Origin of the sequence: Achromobacter sp. Root83, from assembly GCF_001428845.1 — a bacterium.
Lineage (GTDB): Bacteria > Pseudomonadota > Gammaproteobacteria > Burkholderiales > Burkholderiaceae_B > Achromobacter.
In genome coordinates, this window is the sequence record NZ_LMIU01000022.1 from 429,211 (window position 1) to 451,022 (window position 21,812).

The 21,812-nt window shown below is 66.1% G+C and carries 19 protein-coding genes and 2 tRNA genes; 5 read left to right on the top strand and 16 right to left on the bottom strand.

What is annotated here, in order from left to right:
* Positions 1 to 5: 5 nt before the first annotated feature.
* The 5 genes from ASE30_RS17710 to hemA form a co-directional block, all read right to left on the bottom strand.
* Positions 6 to 566 carry a UbiX family flavin prenyltransferase gene (locus tag ASE30_RS17710; protein ID WP_057285584.1) on the bottom strand — a complete coding sequence of 187 codons (561 nt, stop codon included), beginning with the start codon at positions 564 to 566 and terminating at the stop codon, positions 6 to 8.
* Positions 567 to 573: 7 nt separating this feature from the next.
* Entirely contained in the window at positions 574 to 900 is a 327-nt protein-coding gene (gene grxD / locus ASE30_RS17715; protein WP_057285585.1) for a Grx4 family monothiol glutaredoxin, read from the bottom strand.
* 158 nt (positions 901 to 1,058) lie between these two features.
* Positions 1,059 to 1,886 (bottom strand): peptide chain release factor N(5)-glutamine methyltransferase, encoded by an 828-nt coding sequence (gene prmC, locus ASE30_RS17720; RefSeq protein ID WP_057285586.1) that lies wholly within the window; start codon positions 1,884 to 1,886, stop codon positions 1,059 to 1,061.
* Positions 1,887 to 1,896: 10 nt separating this feature from the next.
* Positions 1,897 to 2,979: a peptide chain release factor 1 gene (gene prfA, locus ASE30_RS17725; protein WP_057285587.1), complete on the bottom strand. Its 1,083-nt coding sequence runs from the start codon at positions 2,977 to 2,979 to the stop codon at positions 1,897 to 1,899.
* A gap of 84 nt (positions 2,980 to 3,063) precedes the next feature.
* Complete coding sequence (hemA, locus tag ASE30_RS17730; protein ID WP_046803238.1) at positions 3,064 to 4,338, bottom strand: glutamyl-tRNA reductase; 1,275 nt, start codon at positions 4,336 to 4,338, stop codon at positions 3,064 to 3,066.
* A gap of 320 nt (positions 4,339 to 4,658) precedes the next feature.
* Between hemA and ASE30_RS17735 the strand changes: the two genes are divergently transcribed.
* The 3 genes from ASE30_RS17735 to ASE30_RS17745 all read left to right on the top strand — a co-directional run bounded on the left by ASE30_RS17735 (position 4,659) and on the right by ASE30_RS17745 (position 7,697).
* Positions 4,659 to 4,734 (top strand) — tRNA-Phe (locus ASE30_RS17735).
* Between the two features lie 192 nt (positions 4,735 to 4,926).
* Positions 4,927 to 5,002 (top strand) — tRNA-Phe (locus tag ASE30_RS17740).
* 229 nt (positions 5,003 to 5,231) lie between these two features.
* Entirely contained in the window at positions 5,232 to 7,697 is a 2,466-nt protein-coding gene (locus ASE30_RS17745; RefSeq protein ID WP_057285588.1) for a mechanosensitive ion channel family protein, read from the top strand.
* A 17-nt stretch (positions 7,698 to 7,714) separates the two neighbouring features.
* On the opposite strand, the gene ASE30_RS17750 is transcribed toward ASE30_RS17745, so the two are convergent.
* On the bottom strand, positions 7,715 to 8,185 hold the full coding sequence (locus ASE30_RS17750) for an Lrp/AsnC family transcriptional regulator (protein ID WP_057285589.1): 471 nt from the start codon (positions 8,183 to 8,185) through the stop codon (positions 7,715 to 7,717).
* Between the two features lie 193 nt (positions 8,186 to 8,378).
* Between ASE30_RS17750 and ASE30_RS17755 the strand changes: the two genes are divergently transcribed.
* Both ASE30_RS17755 and ASE30_RS17760 read left to right on the top strand, forming a co-directional pair.
* Positions 8,379 to 9,017 (top strand): LysE family translocator, encoded by a 639-nt coding sequence (locus ASE30_RS17755; RefSeq protein ID WP_082601623.1) that lies wholly within the window; start codon positions 8,379 to 8,381, stop codon positions 9,015 to 9,017.
* Positions 9,014 to 9,919, top strand: coding sequence for a DMT family transporter (locus tag ASE30_RS17760; protein WP_057285590.1), 906 nt, complete (start codon positions 9,014 to 9,016; stop codon positions 9,917 to 9,919). The genes ASE30_RS17755 and ASE30_RS17760 overlap by 4 nt, the downstream gene beginning before the upstream one ends.
* A gap of 8 nt (positions 9,920 to 9,927) precedes the next feature.
* Here ASE30_RS17760 and ASE30_RS17765 read toward each other — a convergent pair whose 3' ends face one another.
* From ASE30_RS17765 to ASE30_RS17810, 10 genes are all read right to left on the bottom strand, one after another.
* Positions 9,928 to 10,503, bottom strand: coding sequence for a hypothetical protein (locus tag ASE30_RS17765; protein ID WP_057285591.1), 576 nt, complete (start codon positions 10,501 to 10,503; stop codon positions 9,928 to 9,930).
* 157 nt (positions 10,504 to 10,660) lie between these two features.
* Entirely contained in the window at positions 10,661 to 11,446 is a 786-nt protein-coding gene (gene otnI, locus ASE30_RS17770; protein WP_057285592.1) for a 2-oxo-tetronate isomerase, read from the bottom strand.
* 81 nt (positions 11,447 to 11,527) lie between these two features.
* The gene (locus ASE30_RS17775; RefSeq protein ID WP_057285593.1) at positions 11,528 to 13,639 is read right to left on the bottom strand and encodes a TonB-dependent receptor domain-containing protein; all 2,112 of its coding nucleotides are present in this window, start codon (positions 13,637 to 13,639) and stop codon (positions 11,528 to 11,530) included.
* Positions 13,640 to 13,797: 158 nt separating this feature from the next.
* A complete protein-coding gene (locus ASE30_RS17780) occupies positions 13,798 to 14,847 on the bottom strand; it encodes an ABC transporter substrate-binding protein (RefSeq protein ID WP_057285594.1) in 1,050 nt (349 codons plus the stop codon).
* Positions 14,848 to 14,879: 32 nt separating this feature from the next.
* Positions 14,880 to 15,857 carry a GTP-binding protein gene (locus ASE30_RS17785; protein WP_057285595.1) on the bottom strand — a complete coding sequence of 326 codons (978 nt, stop codon included), beginning with the start codon at positions 15,855 to 15,857 and terminating at the stop codon, positions 14,880 to 14,882.
* A 1-nt stretch (position 15,858) separates the two neighbouring features.
* The gene (locus ASE30_RS17790) at positions 15,859 to 17,517 is read right to left on the bottom strand and encodes an amidohydrolase family protein (protein WP_057285596.1); all 1,659 of its coding nucleotides are present in this window, start codon (positions 17,515 to 17,517) and stop codon (positions 15,859 to 15,861) included.
* 5 nt (positions 17,518 to 17,522) lie between these two features.
* Positions 17,523 to 18,770, bottom strand: a complete 1,248-nt coding sequence (locus ASE30_RS17795) for an amidohydrolase family protein (RefSeq protein WP_057285597.1) — start codon at positions 18,768 to 18,770, stop codon at positions 17,523 to 17,525.
* A gap of 27 nt (positions 18,771 to 18,797) precedes the next feature.
* Positions 18,798 to 19,679 carry an ABC transporter permease gene (locus tag ASE30_RS17800; protein ID WP_057285598.1) on the bottom strand — a complete coding sequence of 294 codons (882 nt, stop codon included), beginning with the start codon at positions 19,677 to 19,679 and terminating at the stop codon, positions 18,798 to 18,800.
* Positions 19,680 to 19,689: 10 nt separating this feature from the next.
* Entirely contained in the window at positions 19,690 to 20,736 is a 1,047-nt protein-coding gene (locus ASE30_RS17805) for an ABC transporter ATP-binding protein (protein ID WP_057285599.1), read from the bottom strand.
* Positions 20,737 to 20,739: 3 nt separating this feature from the next.
* Positions 20,740 to 21,603 carry an ABC transporter permease gene (locus ASE30_RS17810; protein WP_235515284.1) on the bottom strand — a complete coding sequence of 288 codons (864 nt, stop codon included), beginning with the start codon at positions 21,601 to 21,603 and terminating at the stop codon, positions 20,740 to 20,742.
* Positions 21,604 to 21,812: the final 209 nt, after the last annotated feature.

Sequence of the window (21,812 nt, forward strand, 5' to 3'; positions counted from 1 at the left end):
GCTTGCTACGTGCCTTCCCAGTGCGGACCAGGCACGGCAATGTCGAAAAGCTCGAGCACGCGCGCCACGGTATGGTCCACCATCTCTTCGATGGAAGCGGGCCGGTGATAAAACGCCGGCAGCGGCGGAAAGACGATGCCGCCCATTTCGGTCACCGCCGTCATGTTGCGCAGGTGAGCCAGATTGAAGGGCGTTTCGCGCACCATCAGCACCAGGCGCCGGCGCTCTTTGAGCGTCACGTCGGCGGCACGGGTGATGAGGTTGTCCGACAGGCCGTGGGCCACGGCGGCCAACGTCCGCATCGAGCACGGCACGATCACCATCCCCGCGGTCTGGAACGCGCCGCTGGCCAGCGTGGCGCCCACGTCGCGCACACTGTGGACGTGGTCCGCCAGGGCGTTGACGTCGTGGCGGCTGACATCCAGTTCGTGCTTGATGTTCAGCACGCCGGAGGCCGACACCACCAGATGGGTCTCGACATCGTCCACGCCGCGCAGCGCCTGCAACATACGCACCGCGTAAAGCGCGCCGGTGGCGCCCGTGATGCCGATGACCAGTCGCCGCATGGAGGCGTTAAGCCGTTGCGCCGGATTGCTCCAGCAGCGTCTTCAGTTCGCCGGACTCGTTCATTTCATTCATGATGTCCGAGCCGCCGATGAATTCGCCGGCCACGTACAACTGCGGGATGGTGGGCCAGTTGGAGAATTCCTTGATGCCCTGGCGGACTTCGTCGTCCTCCAGCACATTGACGGTGACCAGCTTCTTCACGCCACAGCCCTTCAGGATCTGAATGGCCTTGCCGGAAAAGCCGCATTGCGGGAACTGGGCGGTGCCCTTCATGAACAGCACCACGGGGTGCTGGGTCACGGTTTCGCGGATGAATTCTTTAACGTCGCTCATGGTGGTCTCTTGGACAGGCATAACGGAATATGCCAATTATAGGTACAGCGGGAAAAACCGCTCCGATTACCCCGGCGCGGCGCCGGTCTATCCCGGAAATTCAAGGGCTCAGGGGCTAACAGCCGCCATCGGGCGACCCGGCCGCGGGTGCCGGTCCATCAGCCGCCGCGCTTGCGTCCCCCCGAGATCCGCTCGATGCCGGCCAGATCCTGGCGGCTGTGCACGCTCTCAAATCCGGCCTCGGCAAGCATGTCCCGCACCGCCTGTGCCTGGTCCCAGCCATGCTCCATCCACAGGGCGCCGCCCGGCTTCAGGCGGCTGCCGGCGCCCTGCACGATGCGCGCCAGGTCTTCCAGTCCACCCGCGCCGTCGGTCAGCGCGCCGCGCGGCTCGAAGCGCAGGTCGCCCTGGTCCAGGTGCGGATCGTCGCTTGCCACATAGGGCGGGTTCGACACGATCAGATCGAAGCCCTCGCCCGCGGGCACGGCCTCGTACCAGCTTCCTTCCACGAAGCGCACCGACGCGGTCAGATTCCAGGCATTGCCCGCGGCCACGGCGAGCGCGGCGGCGCTGACGTCCGACGCCATCACCCGCGCGTCGCGGCGCGCCAGCGCGATCGAAATCGCGATCGCCCCGCTCCCCGTGCCCAGGTCCAGCACGGCGGGTCCCGCCACGCCCGCCACGCATTCCAGCGCCGTCTCGACCAGCACCTCGGTGTCCGGGCGCGGAATCAATACGTCGGGCGTCACGCGGAACAGATGGCCCATGAACTCGCGCTGACCCAGCAGATAGGCCATGGGCTCGCCGGCGATACGCCGCAGCGCCAATGCCTCGTAGGCCGCCGCCGCTTCCGGGGCCAACGCATCGGTGTCGTGCGCCAGCAGCCACGCGCGGGGCTTGTCCAGCACGTGCTCCAGCAGCATGCGCACTTCCAGGCGCGGCAGCCGGGTATCGAGCAGCAGGCTCTTGATCTGCGGCTTGGTCATCGCGCCCGGCTCAGATGTCGTCGCCCAGCGCGGCGAGCTGCTCGGCCTGGTGCTCGGCGATCAGCGCGCCGGTCAGTTCTTCCAGATCGCCTTCCATGATCTGCTGCAGCTTGTACAGCGTCAGGTTGATGCGGTGGTCCGTCACGCGGCCCTGCGGGAAGTTATAGGTGCGGATGCGCTCGGAACGGTCGCCCGTCCCGATCAGGCTTTTGCGCTCGGCGGCTTCCTTGCTCTGCCGCTCGCGCGTTTCCTTGTCCTTCAGGCGCGCGGCCAGCACCTGCATGGCCTTGTCCTTGTTGCGGTGCTGCGAGCGGTCGTCCTGGCACTCCACCACCAGACCCGTCGGCAAGTGGGTGATGCGCACCGCCGAATCGGTCTTGTTGATGTGCTGACCGCCCGCGCCGCTGGCGCGGAACGTGTCGATACGCAGATCGTTCGTGTTGATGACGATCTCCGACATCGCATCGGCTTCCGCCATGATGGCCACGGTGCAGGCCGACGTGTGGATGCGGCCCTGCGCCTCGGTGGCGGGCACGCGCTGCACGCGGTGCGCCCCCGACTCGAATTTCAGGCGGCCGTAGGCCCCGTCGCCGTCGATGCGCGCGATCACTTCCTTGTAGCCGCCCAGCTCCGATGCGCTTTCCGACATCAGTTCGACGCGCCAGCCGCGCTGCTCCGCGTAGCGCGTGTACATGCGCAGCAGATCGCCGGAGAACAGCGCGCTTTCGTCGCCGCCCGTACCCGCGCGGATTTCCAGGAACACGCTGCGCCCGTCGTTGGGGTCGCGCGGCAGCAGCAATAGCTGCAACGCGGCTTCCAGGGACTCCAGCTTGCTGCGCCCCGCCTTGATCTCGTCCTCGGCCATGGACTTCAGTTCGGGATCGGACAGCATCTCCTGGGCGGCCGCCAGGTCTTCCTCGGTGCGGGCGAAGGCGGTGAACGCCTCGACCACGGGCTCCAGCTCGGCGCGTTCGCGGGAAAGCTTGCGAAAACGGTCCATGTCGGACGCGGTTTCCGGTTCGGCGAGCAGCGCATCGACCTCGATCAGGCGATGACACAGATGCTCCAGCCGGCTGCGCATGGAAGATTTCATGGGGGGATGACCAAAGAGAAAACGGAAACAGCGGGCGCCCAAAAAGCGAACGCCCGCCAAGAGGCGGGACGTGGGACAGCGCCGCTAACGGCGGGAGTCGCGGCCAGGGAAGAGGCGCGGCATCCAGGCAAGCAGTTGCTTGCGGTCGTCGCCTTCGCTGCGGTTCAGGGCCGCCAGCGGACCGTGCAGGTATTTTTGGGTCAGGCCGTGCGCAAGTTGCTCGAGCACGGCCTCGGGCGATTCGCCCCGCGCCAGCAGGCGGCGGGCGCGTTCCAGCTCGGCGGCGCGGACGTCTTCGGCGGCCTGGTGCAGGTCGCGGATGACGGGCACCACTTCGCGGGACTGCATCCAGTGCATGAAACCCTGGACGCGCGTTTCGATGATGGCTTCGGCCTGCACGACGGCGGCGCGGCGGGCGTCGGTGCCGGTCTGCACCAGCCGGCCCAGGTCATCCACCGAATACAGGTAGACGTCGTCGAGGCGGCCGACTTCGGGTTCGATGTCGCGCGGCACGGCCAGGTCGATCATCACCATCGGGCGGTGGCGGCGCAGGCGCGTGGCCCGTTCCACCATCCCCAGTCCGAGGATGGGCAGGGAGCTTGCCGTACAGGACACGATGACGTCGAACTCGGACAGGCGGTCCGTCAGGTCGGACAGCTTCATCGTGCTGGCCGAGAAACGGTTGGCCAGGATTTCGGCGCGTTCGGCCGTGCGGTTGGCCACCACCATGCTGCGCGGACGTTGCGCGGCGAAGTGCGTGGCGCAGAGTTCGATCATTTCGCCCGCGCCGATGAACAGCGTGCGGGCCTGGTCCAGATTGCCGAACACGCGTTCGGCCAGGCGCACGGCGGCGGCGGCCATGGACACCGACTGCGCGCCGATGGCGGTCTGCGACCGCACTTCCTTGGCCACCGAGAAGGTGCGCTGGAACATCTGATGCAGCAGCGTGCCCAGCGAACCGGCTTCGCCGGCGGCGCGCACGGCGTCCTTCATCTGGCCCACGATCTGGGTTTCGCCCAGCACCATGGAATCCAGGCCGCTGGCGACGCGAAAGGCGTGGCGGACGGCGTCGTCCTGGTGATGGCGATAAAGGTGCGGGCGCAGCGTGCCGGCGTCCAGGCGGTTGTGTTCGGCCAGCCAGGCGGGCAGTTGATCGGCCACGTGGCCGTCGGCCGCGCAGTAGATCTCGGTGCGATTACAGGTAGACAGGATGGCGGCTTCGCGGACGGAACCGCCAAACGCCGAACGCAGGCCTTCCAGCGCGGGCTTGACCAGATCGACGGGCATGGACACGCGCTCGCGGACCGAAACCGGCGCGGACGTGTGATTCAGACCGAAGGCAAGGACAGCTACCGACATGTGAGAGGGATGGCGCAGGCCACCCGCGGCTAAGCGTTAAGTACTGCCACTATAAGAACAATGCGGCACGGCTGGCTTGTCGCGCATCAAGCGCGCGGGACCGCCCAGCTGTAACAGCAAACCGCTAACGATTATACCCCTGCGGGTTATCCCCAGACCAATCCGACGGCCCGGCGCGACCTTATGCCGCAGCTTTCGTGCCGTGGAGCCAACAGTCCGGCTCGCGAGCCACCCGGTTTTCTCGCCGTCAGTGAAAAAATATCCTTTCCGTTCCTGACTGGCACAAGTTCAAAAATTTGTGTATAGTTGCGGACTTCGTTGGCCTGGTAGCTCAGTCGGTAGAGCAGAGGATTGAAAATCCTTGTGTCGGTGGTTCGATTCCGCCCCAGGCCACCAAAGAATTTTCGGGAACCTGGTTCCCGCAGCAGTGCAAAGAAAAGCTAGAAGAAATGCCCAGGAAAACCCAGCCGATCCGCTGGGTTTTTTGTTTTTTCAGAGGGCGTTGACTGCGCTTTTGGATAGCGGGCCCGCGCATCCGCGGCCCCGCCCCACCTGCCCCGGCAATTTGTGTATAGTGGCGGGCTTCGTGGCCTGGTAGCTCAGTCGGTAGAGCAGAGGATTGAAAATCCTTGTGTCGGTGGTTCGATTCCGCCCCAGGCCACCAAAGATATCTGCCCGAAGATATCTGCCCAAAGATATCCGCCCAGAGATAGCGCCCCGGGATTCAAGCAAAAGCCCAGCCGTACCGATGTACGGGCTGGGCTTTTTGCTTTGGCAGCGTTCCTTTTCCGTTCATGTGTATGGCATTTCGCGATATCGTGGAATGCCGCCCGCCGCCATGGCCGTGCGAAAACCGTCGTCGCAATTCGTAGCACCCCCAACGGAGTCGCGATATGCGCGTCCGCGCACGAATTCTCTTCTGCCTGTTTGGACTGGCCCTGGGATGGGCGCGCCTGGCGCATGCGGCCGACACCGTCCCGACCTCGGCGCCCGTGGCGTCCTCACCCGCCATCCAGATGGGCGACATCCCCCTGCGGGCGGATACCGACCTGCGCTACGCCGAAGGCGTGCTCCAGCGCGCCGCCGCGGCGGATCCCGCGTCCGCCTTCATCCCGGCGCTGGACGCGATTGCCAGGTCCGCCGACGAAAAACTCTATGAATTCCAGCCTGCCCAGCTTCGCAACTTTCCCATCATGCGGCTGGAAAGCCTGGAGCGGCATTGGAACTTCGATGCCCGCCGCCTGACGCACTGGCAGGCCGAGATGCGGCAGGCGACGGCCTGGTACGCCAACGACGCCGCGGAGCTGCTGCGCCGCCAGACCGCCTGGCAGGCGATCAAGGACGCCCCCGGCGCCGCGGGCCTGCCCGCCGTCCTGGCCGATCGCGTAAACGTGGTCCTGGCGCAGTTGTCGGCGGCGGGCCAGGCCCTGTCCGGCCCGCTGTCCCGCCAGGTCGAACTCGAACAGCGCGCCAACGCCATCGAAGAGCAGATCAAGGCCGGCCGGCGCGCGGTCGCCGAGGCGATCGACTTCGTCGACGCGCGGCTGTTGCGCGTGGATTCGCCGCCCCTGTGGGCGCTCAGCCAATCGGCGAGCAGCAGCGAAAACACGCTGGCCATGCTGCGCGCGGGACTCGACATCGAAGTGCGCTTTGCGCGGGAGTACGCCGCGGCGGGCAGTGGCAACCAGCGCGCCCTGCATGCGCTGCAATTGCTGCTGCTGCCGTTGCTGCTATGGCTGGCCCGCAAGAGCCGCAGCGCGATACGCACCGGCGTGATGAGCGAGACGGCAGCCGGCGTGCTGGGAAGGCCGTTTTCCACCTGGCTGCTGCTGGCGATGCTTGGCGTCCTGGCACTGGAGCCGGACGCGCCGCTGATGGTCCAGCAGGTCGCGCTGGTGCTCGCGGCCCCGCCCGTGCTGCGGCTGCTGCCGCCCTCCAGCCGGCGCCAGCTGGACCTGTGGCCTTATGCAATCACGGGGTTGTTCCTGGCGGAAAGGCTGGGATTCCTGTTCCTCGCCAACACCCTGTTCTACCGGCTCTCCACGGTGGCGCTGGCCGCCGCGGGATTGGCGGCCATCCTGTGGCTGCTGGCGCGCGGCCGGCACCGGACGCATCCGCCCCAATCCGAGCGGCTGTTCAGGGCGCTGCGCGCCGTGGCATGGGGCGCGGCCGCCCTGCTCAGCCTCTCCGTGGTCGCGAACCTGTTCGGCAACGTCTCCCTGTCCGAAATGCTGACCAGCGGCATCCTCGGCAGCGGCTACTTTGGCCTCGTCCTCTATGCCGGCGTCACCGTCATCATCACCCTGCTGCAACTGCTGCTGGCGCGCCAGGGCATATCGCGCTTCCGCCTGGCGCGCGAACACGCTCCGCCGCTGGTGCAACTGCTGATACGGCTGCTGACCGCCGCCGCGGTCGTGGGCTGGGCGGTGTATGCCATGGACCGCTTCCGGGTGCTGCGCTCGACCTACGCCATCGTGACCCAAGTGCTGTCGTACACGCTGGCGTTAGGGCAGGTTTCGATCAGCCTGGGCAACATCCTGGTGTTCGTGATCTCGGTGCTGATCGCCTTCTGGACCGCGCGCATGGTCCGGCTGGTGTTGCACGACGAGGTACTGACCCGCATGTCGCTGCCGCGCGGCGTCGGCAACAGCATCGCCTCGCTGACGTACTACCTGGTGCTGCTGCTGGGGCTGGGCATCGCCCTGTCGGCGGCGGGATTCCAGACCAGCCAACTGACCATCGTGTTCGGCGCTCTGGGCGTGGGCATCGGCTTTGGCCTGCAAAGCGTGGTGAACAACTTCGTGTCGGGCCTGATCCTGATGTTCGAACGGCCCATCCAGCCCGGTGACGTGGTGGACATTGGCGGCACGTCGGGGCAGGTGCGGGACATCGGCATGCGCGCCACCCGGATCAAGACCTTCGACGGCGCGGATGTCATCGTGCCCAACGGCAGCCTGCTGTCCGACAAGCTGACGAACTGGACGATGCTGGACCGCAGCCGCCGCATCGAAATCAGCATCGGCCTGGCCTACGGCACGGAGCCCAGGCAGGCGATCGAACTGCTGGACCGCGTGGCGCGCCAGACGCAAGGCATCGTGACCGATCCCGCGCCGGCGGCGCTGTTCATGGGCTTTGGCGCATCCACGTTGGATTTCAGCGTGCGCGCCTGGACGTATGACTTCGACCGGTGGATCGACATCCGCAGCGATATGCTGACGCGGATGTATGACGCGCTCAGAGAGGCCGGCATCGAGATCCCGCTGCCGCAGCGGGATTTGCACTTGCGCAGCATCTCGGCGCAGGCCGGCCAGACGCTGGCCGCCAGCGCGTCGCCCGAGCTGCCTCCAGCCCCCGGCTGACCTGCTGACCCGGCACTTCAGATTTGGCCAGTCACCGGCACCGCCAGGCCATGCTTGACGCGGTTCATCACGACCAGGGTGGAAAACCGCTTCACGTTGGGATTGCCCCAGAAATGCCGCTGGGCGAAGACCTCGTATTCGGCCATGTCGCGCATGGTCAGCGTCAGCACGAAATCGACCTCGCCCGTGACCGACAGGCACTGCATGATTTCAGGCGCGCCCTGCATCGCGCGCTTGAAATGGTCCAGCTTGTCGGCGCGTTCGCTTTCCAGCGACACCAGCACCACCATCGTGATTCCGCGCCCCACGGCGGCGGGGTCCACCACCGATACGTCCGCCGTCACCACCTTGGATTCGCGCAATCGCTTCATGCGGCGCAGGCAGGACACGGGCGACAGGTTCACGCGTTGCGCGACCTCCTGGCTGGTCCGCAGGTTGTCTTCCTGCATGCTCTGCAAGATCTGGAGGTCGAAATCGTCTAGTTCCATGGAGCTCTCGGAACGCGGGGCGCGGGGGGGGGTTTGGGCTATGGGCAATTCTAATCTCGCCCGCGACGGAATCCGGCCCCATTTCGACGGGAAACTGCATTTCCGGCACGCCGGACGCAGGAATTCTTCAGGCGTCTTGCTTACACTGGGATCCCTCCAGGCCCGCATCGCGGGATTCCCAGCCGCACCCGCAATGCCATCACTCCAACTTTTCCTGCTTTTCCTCGCCGCCGACGCGGCGCTCAAGCTCACGCCCGGCCCTGACATGGCGTTGACCCTGTCCCGGGGAATGACGCAGGGCTTCCGGCCCGCCTTCCATAGCGTGCTGGGCAATGTGGCTGCCGGCTTCATCCAGGTGCCGGCCGTGGTGCTGGGCCTGGCGTCGGTGCTGCGCGCCTTTCCGGCGCTGTTCGTCGGCATCAAGGCCGCGGGCGGCCTGTATCTGGGCTACCTGGGCATCAAGGCAATACTGCGGTGCGCGCGTTCCGCCGACGTGTCGCTGGCGGCATGTCCGGGAGATGCCCGCGACGCATTCTGGCAGGGCTTCGTCACCAACCTGCTGAACCCGAAGGTGCTGCTGTTCATGATCGCCTTCCTGCCGCAGTTCACCTCCCCCGACAACGGGCCGGTCTGGATCCAGATGCTGGTGCTGGGCATTACGATGAAAGCGCTCAGCCTTCCCTATGGCAGCTTCTTCGCCTATGGCGCGTCGCGCATCCGCGGCTGGGTCGGGCGCAATCCCTGGTTCCTGCGCACGCAGCAAGGGGTGCTGGGCGCGATCATGCTGGGGCTGGCGCTCTATGTGTTGTCTCACGCTACCCCGTCCCAATGACCGCCGCGACCTTGAACAACGGACACCACGCCTCGTCCTCCACCCTGCTTCCCACCCTGTCGCTGATCGGCGCGATGGCGTCGCTGTGCATCGGCACCTCGTTCGCCAAATCGCTTTTCCCCGAGGTGGGCGCCCAGGGCACCACGGCCTATCGCATCGTCATCGGCGCCATCATCCTGCTGGCGTTCTGGCGGCCCTGGCGCTTTCCGCTCACGCGCGTCAACGCGGCCAAGATCGCGCTGTACGGCGTCACCCTGGCGTGCATGAACCTGCTGTTCTACATGGCCCTGCGCACCTTGCCTCTGGGTGTAGCCATCGCCATCGAATTCACCGGGCCGCTGACCCTGGCCGTCGTGCTGTCACGGCGCGCCATCGACTTTGTCTGGATCGCCTGCGCACTGGTCGGGCTGGTCCTGCTGATCCCCACCGGGCAGTCGGTCCAAGACCTGGATCCGGAAGGCATCGCCTACGCGCTGGGCGCGGCCGTGTGCTGGGCGCTCTACATCGTCTTCGGCAAGATGGCGGGCAATGTGCATGGCGGACAGGCGACGTCGCTGGGGCTGCTGGCGGCCACGATGGTCGCCCTGCCGGTGGGCGCGGCTCACGCGGGCATGGCCCTGCTCGACCCCAAGCTGGTGCTGGCCGGTATTGCCGTCGGCATCCTGTCCAGCGCGCTGCCGTATTCGCTGGAAATGGTGGCGCTGCGCCGCCTGCCGCAGAAGACCTTCGGCGTGCTGCTCAGCATGGAACCAGCCATGGGCGCGCTGGCCGGCGTGATCGTGCTGAACGAACACCTGTCCCGGACGCAATGGCTGGCCATCTGCGGCATCATCGTCGCGTCGGCCGGCTGCGCGGCGACGGCGCGGCGCAGCCGCAAACCCCCGGTGCCCGCGCCCGACTGATCGCGCGCTCAGCCAAAACCCGGTTCGCGCTGCGGCGGCGCCAGCGGATCGAAGTCTTCCCAATGGTTGTTGCGCCAGCGGCCGTTGGCATGCTCCACATCTGCCCCGCCGGCATCGCGCAAAATGCGGCAGGCCAGCATTTCGCGCTGCGGGCGGGTCCGCACGGCGACCATCACGCCGGCCTGGCGGATTTCGGCATGGGCATCCGGGTTGAAGTGGCCATGCTGGGTGGCGCCGTGGCCGGTCACCCACAGCGCGCCAAATAGCGATCCCAGATAGGCGCCCACGCCCGCCGCGGCCAGAATGGCCGCGATCGAATCGCTGAGTTCCGACGCCACGAAACCGGCGAACACCGCGAACACCGCGCCTACGCCGCCCGCGCCCAGATACGCGCCCATGTCGGCACGCCCGGAGTCCGGATCGGAACGGCGGTCGCCGCCGAACGGGAAGCGGCCGTGTTCGCCGGCGGGATTCACGTAAAAGGTATGGATATCCCAGTCGGGAAAGCCGCTGGTGGCAAGACGGCGAGCCGCGTCCTGCGCCGCCTCGAAGCCCTCGAATCGGGCTGCTACGATCAGAGACATGGCAATCTCCTTGCCCGGATCCCGGGCTGCGTGCTGATCGCTTTATCGTACGCCCTCGTTGCCCCGCGGGATGCTCCCGTTACACCTTGCGGCGGCTGTTACGGGCATGGCCGCCGCGGGGGCCCGCTTGAGCGTCGATCCTGGAACGGCAAGGCGCTTACGCGCGGGCCGCGCCCAGCCACCGCAACCCGGCCGACGTGGAACCGGCCGGCCGGTACTCGCAACCGATCCAGCCGCCGTACCGCAGTTCGCGCAGCACGTTGAACACCCAGCCGTAATCCAGTTCGCCCCGGTCCGGTTCCTGGCGCAGGGGCACGCCGGCGATCTGCACATGGCCGACCCGGCCGGTGGGCAGATACTGCCTGAGCTTCATCGTGACATCGCCCTCGACGATCTGGCAGTGGTACAGATCCATCTGGACTTTCAGGTTGGGCGCGTTGACGGCCTGCACGATGGCATGCGCGTCGTCCTGGCGGTTCAGGAAATAGCCCGGGATGTCGCGGGTATTGATGGGTTCGATCAGCAGGGTGACCCCGGCCGAGCGCGCCTCTCGGGCCGCCCAGTCCAGGTTGTCTTGATAGCAGTCCAGCATCGACTGGCGCGACGCGCCCGGCGGGACCAGGCCAGCCATCACGTGAACATTGGCGCAGGACAGCGCCGTGGCATACGACAGCGCCTGTTCGATGCCCGCCTGGAATTCGGCCTGCCGGCCCGGCAGAGCCGCCAGGCCGCGCTCGCCTTGCGTGGTGATGCCGGGCGGCGCATTGAAAAGCACCTGCGCCACGCCGGCGGCGTCCATGCGCTCGCGCACGAAGGCAGCCGGGGCTTCGTAGGGAAACATGCATTCCACGCCCGCATAACCGTCCGCGGCGGCCGCCGCATAGCGGTCCAGGAACGCATGTTCCGTGTACATCATCGACAGATTGGCGGCGAACTTCAGCATGGCGGGCTCCTGGCGCATTCAGCCGCCGCCAGCGGCGGCATCCGGGAAAAATATCACAGCCCGGCGCCGCCCCCAACAAGATCAGTACGTCATGCGCACGCCCAGCAGGACACTGCGGCCGGGCAGCGGCGCCACTGACGAAATGAACGACGCATGGTTGTACGCCAGCTTGTTCAGCAGGTTGGTGCCGCGCAGGAAGACCTCATAGCCGGTCGCGCCGTACTGGCCGCGATAGGCCACGACGGCGTTGACCATGTTGTAGCCCGGCGTGCTTTCCTCGTAGGCGGCGATGTCCTTCTGCGCGAACACGCGCGCGTATTCGACGCCGCCCGACCACTGCTCCCACGTCACGTTGCCGCGGACGCCCGCGCGGCCGGCCGGGATGCGCGGCAGATTGCCGTCGCCGCCCGTCAGCTTGCCGCGCACGTAGTCCCCGAACAACGCTGCCGAGAACACAGGGGTGAACTGGTGCCGCAGCTCGCCTTCCACGCCCGTGAATTCCGCATCGCGTTGCGTGTACTCGATCAGACGGAAGTTCTCGTAGCGGTCCAGCGTGTTGGCGTAGATGTAGTTCTTCACGCGGTTGTGGAACACGCTGGCGGAGAACGTGGTGTCGCCCGAGTGCTTGCGCAACGTCAGATCGATGTTGTGCGAGGTTTCGCGGGTCAGGTCCGGGTTGCCCAGTTCATACGTATTGGTGGCCAGATGGACACCGTCCGCGTAAAGCTCCTGCGCGGTGGGCAGGCGCTGCGAACGCGACAGCGACAGGGCCACCGAATATTGCGGTGCGAAGTCCCAGATGGCCGCGGCCGACAGGGAGGTACCCGACATGCTGTTGCGCGGATCGCCGCCCGACGGCGAAATGCGCTGCCAGTCCTGGCGCGCGCCCACTTCAAAGCGCCAGTCCTTCAACTGGTATTCCTCCAGCACGAACAGCCCGTTCGAGCGCGTCTTGCTGCGCGGCAGGAACGCCTCTTCGCCGTCGGCGCGGAAGTCGCTGTACGCATTCTGCAAGCCGATCACGCCCCGCCAGCCCGCGATGGGCTTGTGCTGCAACTCCACGCGCAGGTCGTAACCCTTGTTCTTGAAGCGCGTGCCGACCTCGCCGCCCTCGATCTCATCGTGCTGGTAGTCGGTCAACCCGCCGCGGATGCGGATCTTCTCGAATCCGGCGAACGGATCCTGGTATTCGGCGCGCAGGTCCATGCGGTTGCTGCGCAGCTTCACATAGGGCACGCCGCCATGTTCATGCTCGTGGTCGTGGCCCTCTTCCTCGCCTTCGTGATCGTGATCGTGCCCGCCGCAATGCAGATGCGTGCCGTGCGGGTGGCAGCCTTCGTATTCATGGTTATGTCCGGGCAGGCCATACTCGCTTTCCAGATGCGTGAAAGCCAGACCGACGTACCCGCGCGGCGTGATCCACGACATGCCCACCGAACCCTGCGACGATTCGCTGTAGGAGCCTTCGAGCTTGCCACCCGGCCAATCGGGCACGTCGTAATCACTGGTGCGGCGCTTCATGCCTTCCACGCGTACCGCGAACCCGCCTTCACCGGCCGTGATGCCGACCGCCCCGGCGCGCTCCTTGGTGCCCGTCGCGCCGCGCAGCTCCGCCTCCGCCGCGATGCCCTTCTCCGGCACTTCGGTCGGGATCTTCTTGTCCACCACGTTGACCACACCGCCGATCGCGCCGCCGCCGTACAGCAAGGTGGCGGGGCCGCGCAGCACTTCGATGCGTTCGGCCAGCAGCGGCTCGACCGTCACCGCGTGATCGGGAGAAATCCCCGACGCGTCCATCACTTCGGAGCCGTCCGACAGCACCTTCACGCGCGGCGCGGTCTGGCCACGTATCACCGGCCGGCTGGCGCCGCCGCCGAAGGTGTCGCTGTTGACGCCGGGCAGATTCTTGAGCGTCTCGCCCAGCGTACCGCTGCGTTGCTCGATCAGCGCGTCGCCTTCCAGCACCGACGCCGGCGACGTGGTGCTGTTCAGGTCCAGGCCCAGGGCGGTGGCCGACACCGTTATCGGCGCCACCGTCCTGGCCTGCATCGACTCCGCCTCGGTCTCGGCCTGCGCGACGGGCGCCACCAGCATCAATGAGCACACCAGGGGTTTCAAGGTGGCCCGCCGATTTACCCGTCTGGAAATTGGCCTGCCGCTTTCTCTCTTGATCCCCAGCTTCTTGCCATTCATGTTCGTTCTCTCGGATGTTATATCATTACAAATAAGTAACGAATGATATAACATTTCAGAACTGACACAAGAGGCGGTGCGACAGGGAGCGGGCCAGAGTCGGCCCGCGAGATCGACTCAGCAAGGCGGGGGGCCGCCCAGACTGGCGGCTCCCCCCATCACCCAGCCTTGAATTCCTTGTTCCAGAACTCCAGGATGTCCGCCTTTTTTTCGGTCAGCCCCTTCAGGTCGTAGGCATGCAGAAGCTTGACCTCCGCTTCCGAGAAGCCCACGCGCTTCAGCGGTTCCGGCAGGGACGCATTGGTGACGGTCGGCGCGTAGCCCATCTTCTCGGCGAAGCCGATCTGGCCTTGCGGGTCGAGCATGGCATTCAGATAGGCCCAGGCCGCGTCCTTGTTGCGGCTGTTCTTGGCCACGGCGGCCTCGAACGACACCGGCACCGAGCCTTCCTTGGGGATCACAAAGCCCAGGGGCAGGCCGCTGTCCTTCCATTGCAGCGCGCGCGCCTTCCACATGCATGCAATCGCGATCTCGCCCGACTTGAAGGCCGCCGCCACCGCTTCGTTGGACGGATAGATGCGCGGGGCGTTGGGTTTGAGCTTGGCAAGAAAGCGTTTGCCGCCCTCGAAGTCCTTTGTGTTGCCGCCCGCACCCAGGCCGACGAAGACGGCGTTGTACAGATACAGGATGTCCGAAAACCCCACCTGCCCCTTCCACTTCGGATCCAGCAGCACCTCCAGCGAATCGGGCGGGGTGGGGAATTTCTCGGTGTTGTAAACCAGGGTCATGGCGCTGAAGATGTGCGGAATCGAGTACGGCGTCTTCAGCGCCGGAATGGCGTGCGCCAGATTGGGCAGCTTCTTGGCGTCCACGGGTTCCAGCGTTCCCGAGCGTTCGGCGTCATACATGTCGACCTCGCCCAGCAGCGCCACGTCCATGCTGCCGCGGCGCGAGTTCTTTTCGGCGCGCAGCTTGGTGACGCGGCCCACGGCGTTGCCGGTGTCGTACACCACCTTGACGTCCTGCTTGGCGACGATGGGGTTGATGATCTGTTGCAGCAGGTTCTGGTAATCACCGCCCCAGGTGCCCACCACGATTTCTTTTTCCGCCGCGTTCGCCATGCCCGGCACCCAACCCAGGGCGGGAGCCAAAGCCAGGCCGGAGGCCGTCTTGATGAAACCACGGCGAGTCAGGTTTTTCTCTTGCATAGCAACCTCGTGTCGTAGGGGGGTAAAAGGGTTCAGGCCAGCAGCTCCACCGGCGCGTCGGGCACGGACGCCCGGATCTCGTCGGCTTCGATATCGCGGGCGATCACGATGATGGCGTCGCGCGCATCGGGCTGGCGAGTCAGCCGCTGCGGCGCGCTGAAGGTCGTGCCGACGGACTGGATCAATATGGGTTCCGCGCATTCGCGCACACGCACCACGGCCTTCACGCGCAGCAGGCGTTCGCCGCAAAGCCCGGCCAGGTTATCCAGCCATTCTGAAAAATCCGTCCAGCTTATGCCGGTGCGCGCACGGGCCGCCATGACCCGGATGCGCGGATGCGCAGCGCCCTGCCCGCCCGCCGCCAGCACGCGCGCGGCCAGGTCCGCCAGGTCCGTCACGCCTAGAGCCGGGGCGAATGCTGCCTGCACGGCGCGTCCGCGGTCCAGCTCGGCCACCACCTCCGCCAGGGGATTCAACCCCGCGGCACGCGCGGCGCGCACGTCCAATCCGCCAGGCGGCAGCAGATCGGTCTTGGTCAGCACAATGCGATGGGCGGCGCCAAACTGCGCCATGGCCTCGTCCATGCCGGCCAGCGCCTCGACGTCGCGCGCGCAGTCGTCCGTGCAGACCACCGTGAGCCGCAAGCCCCGGCTGGCCAGCTCGGGATCCGCCAGCGACGCGATGACAGGGCCGGGCCGCGACAAGCCGCTGCATTCCAGGATGACGCGCGCGAGCGGTCCCGCGCCTTCCGGCCGGGGCGCGTCCAACAGCACGCTGAGCGTATGGACCAGATCGCTGCGTAGCGAGCAGCAGACGCAGCCATTGGCCATCAAGGTCATCGGCACGTTGCCGCTGTCGTTGGCGACGATGGCGCCGTCGACGCCAACCTCGCCCGCCTCGTTGACGATCACGCCCGTGTCGGCCGACGCCGGATCGCGCAGGTAATCCACCAGCAGCGTGGTCTTGCCGCTGCCCAGGAACCCGCAGAGCAGGAACAGGTCGATGGCCATGTCAGGACGCATCCCCGCCGCTGTCGCAGGGAGACCCCGCGGGCGCTCCCCCAAGGGGCGGCCGCTCGCCGTCCGGGTCGTCCGCCCAACTATCCTTGACCATGGCGCGCACATCCGCCAACAGCTCGGCGGTGTCGTACACCACGCCGGACTTGATCGTGGTGCGCAGGCAGCGCTTCCATTCCACCTTGGCCGTGTCGTCGTTCAAGCGCATGGCGCCGGTGCCGAACAGCAGCTTGAAGTCGGTCAGGGGATTCTGGTCGTGGATCAGCAGGTCGGCGCGTTTCTGCACATCGATGGAGCCGGTATCGTCATCGATGCCCAGCAGCGCCGCGCTCTGGGAGGTGGCCGCGCGCAGCACTTCAATGGGATGAAAACCCGCCTCCTGCAGCAGCTCCAGCTCGCGGATGAAGCCAAACCCGTAGATCTGGAAGATGAAGCCCGAATCGCTGCCGGCGCAAACACGGCCGCCCAGGTTTTTATATTCGTTGATGAATTGCATCCACAGCCGGTAGTTCTGCTTCCACTCGATCTCGTTGGTGGTGCTCCAGCGGTACCAGTAGGCGCCATGGCCGCCGCGTTGCGGCTGGAAGTACTTCCACACCGCCTTCCAGGTGTAGTCGTCGTGCCAGTCCGCGCGGCGCGCCCGCATCAGGTCGCGGTTGGCGTCGTAGATGTTGAAGGTGGGCACGAAGGTGTGGCCCAGTTCAAGGAACTGGTCCATGACCTGGCGCCACTTGGCCGACCCGGGCTGCGCGGCCTGCATGAAGGTCTGGCCCGCCGCCGCGAAGCGGTAGTACTCGTCGCTGTAGTTGTAGTCGGTGGGAAAGGACTGCACCACGCGGTCGTCGAACAGGGCCTCGGGCAATCCGTAGTAGTGCTCGGAACTGGTCAGCCCCCAGCGCGCGGATTTCAGCGCATTCACACGCGTCACCGCCATCTGCGCATGATGGCAGCCCGAGCGCAGGCCAAGTTGCGACGCTTCGTCCAGCGCGGCTTCCATGATGGCCGGCGGCGCACCGAAGAATTTGATGCCGTCCGCGCCGCGCGCCGCCAGCTTGCGCACCCACTCCCGTCCCTGCTCCGGGGTATGGATCGTCTTGACCCGGTCGTTGACGGCGGGGAACACCGAATGCACCACCATGCGCGGCGCCGCGATCCTGTTGGCGGCGGCAAGTTCGCGTTGCTCCAGCGTCCAGCCCAGCCCGCCCATCGCGCCCATCTCGCGCACGGTGGTCACGCCATGCGCGAGCCAGAGCTTGTAGATGTAATCGGCCGGCGGCACGATGCCGCTCATGGCGTGGTACGGGGTACCGATGTGCGCGTGCGCATCCACGAAGCCGGGCGTCACGAACTTGCCGTGGCAATCGATCTCGTGGTCGCCCGGGCCTGGCCGGCGCTTGGCGTCGATGGCCTTGTGCGGCGTGCCCACGTTGACCAGGGCGGTGATCCGGTCGTTCTCGATCACGATATCCACCGGCCCCCAGGGCGGTGCGCCGGTGCCGTCGATGATGGTGGCGCCGCGCAGGATCAGCCGCGCGAACGGCCCTTGCCCCCGGTCCCGGTCCACGGGCGCGGAGGGCGGATGCCAGCCCTTGGCGGCGTTGACATCGCGCGATTCTTCGCCGACTTCCGATTGGGAAAACGTGGGATCGCTCATGGCGCCTACACCCCCATTGCGTTGTGTTCGATGACCCCGCCTTTCATGATCAGCGAGAGGTGTTCGCCCTGGCCCAGCAGGCAGGACAGATCGCGGTACGGATTGCCATCCACCAGCAACACGTCGGCCAGCGCGCCCGGCTCGATGCGGCCAAGCTGGCCGACCTGGTTCAGGACCTCGGCGGCGGTGGTTGTCGCGCACTGGATGACTTCCTGCGTGGACAGCACCTCGTTGCGGATGCGGAATTCATCGCTCTGCAGCCGCTGGGACGGGCCCAGCAGGTCGGAGCCGTAGCCTATCTTCACGCCGGCCTTTTTATAGATCTCCAGCGAATGCAGGCCCGCGGTGCGCACGGTGGCGATCTTCGCCACCGAATCCGGGGGCAGGCCGTAGTCAGCGCCTTCGTTGGCCAGCGCCTCGTAGGTGACCAGCGTGGGCACCACGAAGGCGCCCTTCTCGGCCATGAAGCGCGCCACGCGCTCATCGACCAGATTGCCGTGCTCGATCGTGCGCACGCCGTTGCGGATGGCGCGCTCGATCGCATCCGCCGTGTAGGAGTGCGCCATCACGTAGGTCTGGCGGCTGGCGGCCTCGTCGACGATGACGCGGATCTCTTCTTCCGAGTAGCCAAACGATGCGATAGGGTCGGTGGGCGAAGCCACGCCGCCCGAAGCCATCATCTTGATCTGGTCCGCGCCCATCTGCAGTTCCTGGCGCACGGCCTTGCGCACATCGTCGATGCCGTCCGCCACCCGGCCGATATCGCCGGCGCGGAAGCAGCAGCCGCAGAAGCTCATGGGACGCAGATGATCCGAACGCGGGCGAGGATCGCCGTGGCCGCCCGTCTGGCTGATGGCGCGGCCCGATATGAACAGCCGAGGCCCCTGGACCGTGCCTTCATTGACCGCGCATTTCAGGCCCCAGCCCGCGCCGCCGGCATCGCGCACGGTCGTGAAGCCCCGGCGCAGCATGGCCGCCATGATGGGCACCGCCCGCATCATGACGAGCGCATCGGGCAGCACGCCCTGTGTGCTCAGGTTCAACTGGGTCGCCAGCACATGCACATGCAGGTCGATCAGGCCGGGCATCAGCGTGCGGCCCGCGGCGTCGATTACCCGGGCGGAGGCCGAGCTGATGGGTTTGTCCGACACTTCCCTGATGACGCCGTCCTCGACCAGGACATGGTGGCCCTCCAACAAGTCGGCCTGCAAGGGATCAAGCAGGTTTGCATTCTTGAACAGTACAGCAGCCATGAGGATTTCCTTGGAGTGTGACCGGGATCAGGACGCCATGGTCTTGATATAGCGGCGGTGGATCAGCCAGTTTGAAATCAGGGCGATGACAAGCGTGCCGCAAACCAGAATGACGGCCAGCGCGGCGCCGAACGGCCAGTTCGAAGCCTTGGTGATCTGGTCGTACAGCGCGGGCGCCATCATGGTCAGGCCGGAACCGCCCAGCAGCACCGGCGTCGCGTAGGCATTCATGCAAAGAATGAACACCAGCATCGTGCCCGCCGCCACGCCGGGCGCGGCGATAGGCAGCACGATGCGTCGGAAGGTGGTGAAGAAGCTGGCGCCCACGTTGCGCGCGGCCTCTTCCACCGACAGATCCATGCCTTCCAGCACGCTTTGCAACGTCAGGATCAGATAGGGCATGACCACGGCGGTGGTGCCGATGACGACCGCCGTGGGCGTATACATCAGCGTCAGCGGCTTGCCGATGATGCCCAGTCCCTGCAGCACGGCATTGACGACGCCGGCGTTGCCCAGCGCCACCATCCAGCCGGCCGCGCGCACCACGTTGCCCACCATCAGCGGAAAGACCAGCAGGATCACGAACAGGCTCTTGTACCGGCTTTGCGTGCGCGCAAGAAAGTACGCCACCGGGAAGCCCAGCACCAGGGCCAGCACGGTACACAGCGCCGCGATGCCGAGGGTGGTGAAGAAGATGTCGCGGTAGTAGGGGTCGCCGAAGAACTTGGCGTAATTGTCGAATGTGAAGGCGGTCTGCATCAGCTCCGCCGGGTCGAATTGATTGAAGCTGTAGCGCGCCAACTGAAGAATGGGGATCATGATGATCACCAGCACCACCAGGGACGCCGGAAACGCCAGCCCCGGCCCCAGCCAGCGGCTGGGGCGTCCGTCTTGTGTCGCGGTCGTCATCGCGGCGCTCCTATTGCGTGAAGGCGACGCAGTCGTCGGGATCGAAGCACGCGTAGACGCGCGCGCCGGGCGCGGGCGGCGCGCCGCGGGCGCCCCCGTTGACGATCTGGCTGACCATGCGGTCGCCGCCTTCGAGTTGCACGCGCACTTCCAGCACCGACCCCAGGTACAGCGATGACTCGACCACGCCCGCCAGCGCGTTGCCGCCCGACGGCTGTTCCTGCAGGCGGACCCGCTCGGGCCGCACGCCCACATGGGTGGCGCCGTCGCCGGCGGGCGCCGCGATGCGCTGGCCCGCCGCGGTCTGGAACACGTTGCCGGCCTGGCCGCGCCCCTGGAACACGTTCATCTTGCCCAGGAAGTCCGCCACGAACAGATTGGCCGGCCGCTCATACAGCGTGTCCGGCGCGCCCACCTGCTGCACGATGCCGTCATGCATGATGGCCATGCGGTCCGCGATAGCCAGGGCCTCTTCCTGGTCGTGCGTGACGAACACGGTGGTCAGTCCAAGGCGCCGCTGCAAGGACCGGATTTCCTCGCGGACTTCCAGGCGCAGCTTGGCATCCAGGTTGGACAGCGGCTCATCCAGCAGGAAGACCTTGGGTTCGATCGCCAGCGCGCGCGCGATGGCCACCCGCTGCTGCTGGCCGCCGGAGAGCTGGCGCGGATAGCGTTCGCGCAGCTCGGTCATGCGCACCATGTCCAGCACGCGCCGGACCTTGCCCTCGCGGTCCGGCTTGGGAACCTTGTGCATTTCAAGACCGAACGCCACGTTCTCGGCCACGGTCATGTGCGGAAACAGCGCGTAGCGCTGGAACACCATGCCGGTATCGCGTTTGTGCACCGGCAGCCGCGTCACGTCGGTGTCTCCGATGCGGATTCGCCCCGCCGTGGGGGCGATGAAGCCGGCGATCATGCGCAGCGTCGTAGTCTTGCCGCAGCCGCTGGGGCCCAGGAAAGTCACCAGTTCGCCTTCAGCGATCTCCAGTGAAAAGTCCGACACCGCCACCGCCGCGCCGAACTGCTTGCGGATATTTTCGATCGAGACCTTCGCCATTTCTTACACCACCTGACTGAGTTTCACATAGCGGTCGGTCACAAGCATGATGATGCCCAACAGCAGGATTTGCACCGAGGCCACCGAGGCGATGGTCGGGTCCAGATTGAATTCCAGGTACTGCATGATGGCGATCGGAAGCGTGGTGCGCCCCGGCCCGACCAGCGACAGCGACAGCTCCAGGTTTTCGAAGGACACCACGAAACTGAAAAGCGCCGCCGCGACGATGGAAGGACGCAGCATGGGCAAGGTGACCCGCATGAACGCGACCGGCGCGCTGGCGCCCAGGTTGCGCGCCGCCTCTTCGATCGAGCCATCCAGGCCCGCCATGCCGGCGGTGACAAGCCGCACGGTCCACGGGATCGTCAGGCACACATGCGCGATGACCAGCCCGCCGAAGGTGCCGACCAGATCCTTGTCCAACACCTCTTCGGCGCGCAGGTAGAAAAGATAGATGCCCACGCCCGCGACGATGCCAGGGATCAGCAGGGGCGACAGCAGCAAGGTGTTGATCCCCTTGCTGCCCTGAAAGCGGTAGCGCGCGATGGCGACGGCGGCCAGCACGCCCATGATGACGCCCACGAACGCGGCGACGAGCGACACCTGCAGGCTGAAAAGAAAGCCATTGGCGAACGCCGGGTTCTCCCAGGCTTTCACGTACCAGGACAGCGTGTAGCCGGACGGCGGAAAGTAGAGGATGGCGTCCTTGAAGAAGCTCAGCCAGACCACCAGCACGATGGGGCTGAGCATGAACGCATACATCAGGACAACGAAGACGCGGTGCAGCCACGTGGCCCACGGAATCACGCGCAGAGGCTTTCCCCGGGTGGCCGTGACGGCCGAGTTCAAAGGAGGCGCGTTATGCAAATCCTGTTTCCTTGCAGCAAGTGCCGGCTCGGTTGGAACTCCTCCGGTGGAAACTCTATGGCTCCTACGGTTAACCAAGCATATCGACGGGTTGCTGCGCGGCTCAACTAGGGATAACCCATGACAACTCGATACTCGCGGGTAATCCCTGCCGCGGGCCTCCAACCGGTGCAACCTGCCGTAAAGTGCAAGCCGCGACAGGTGCAACC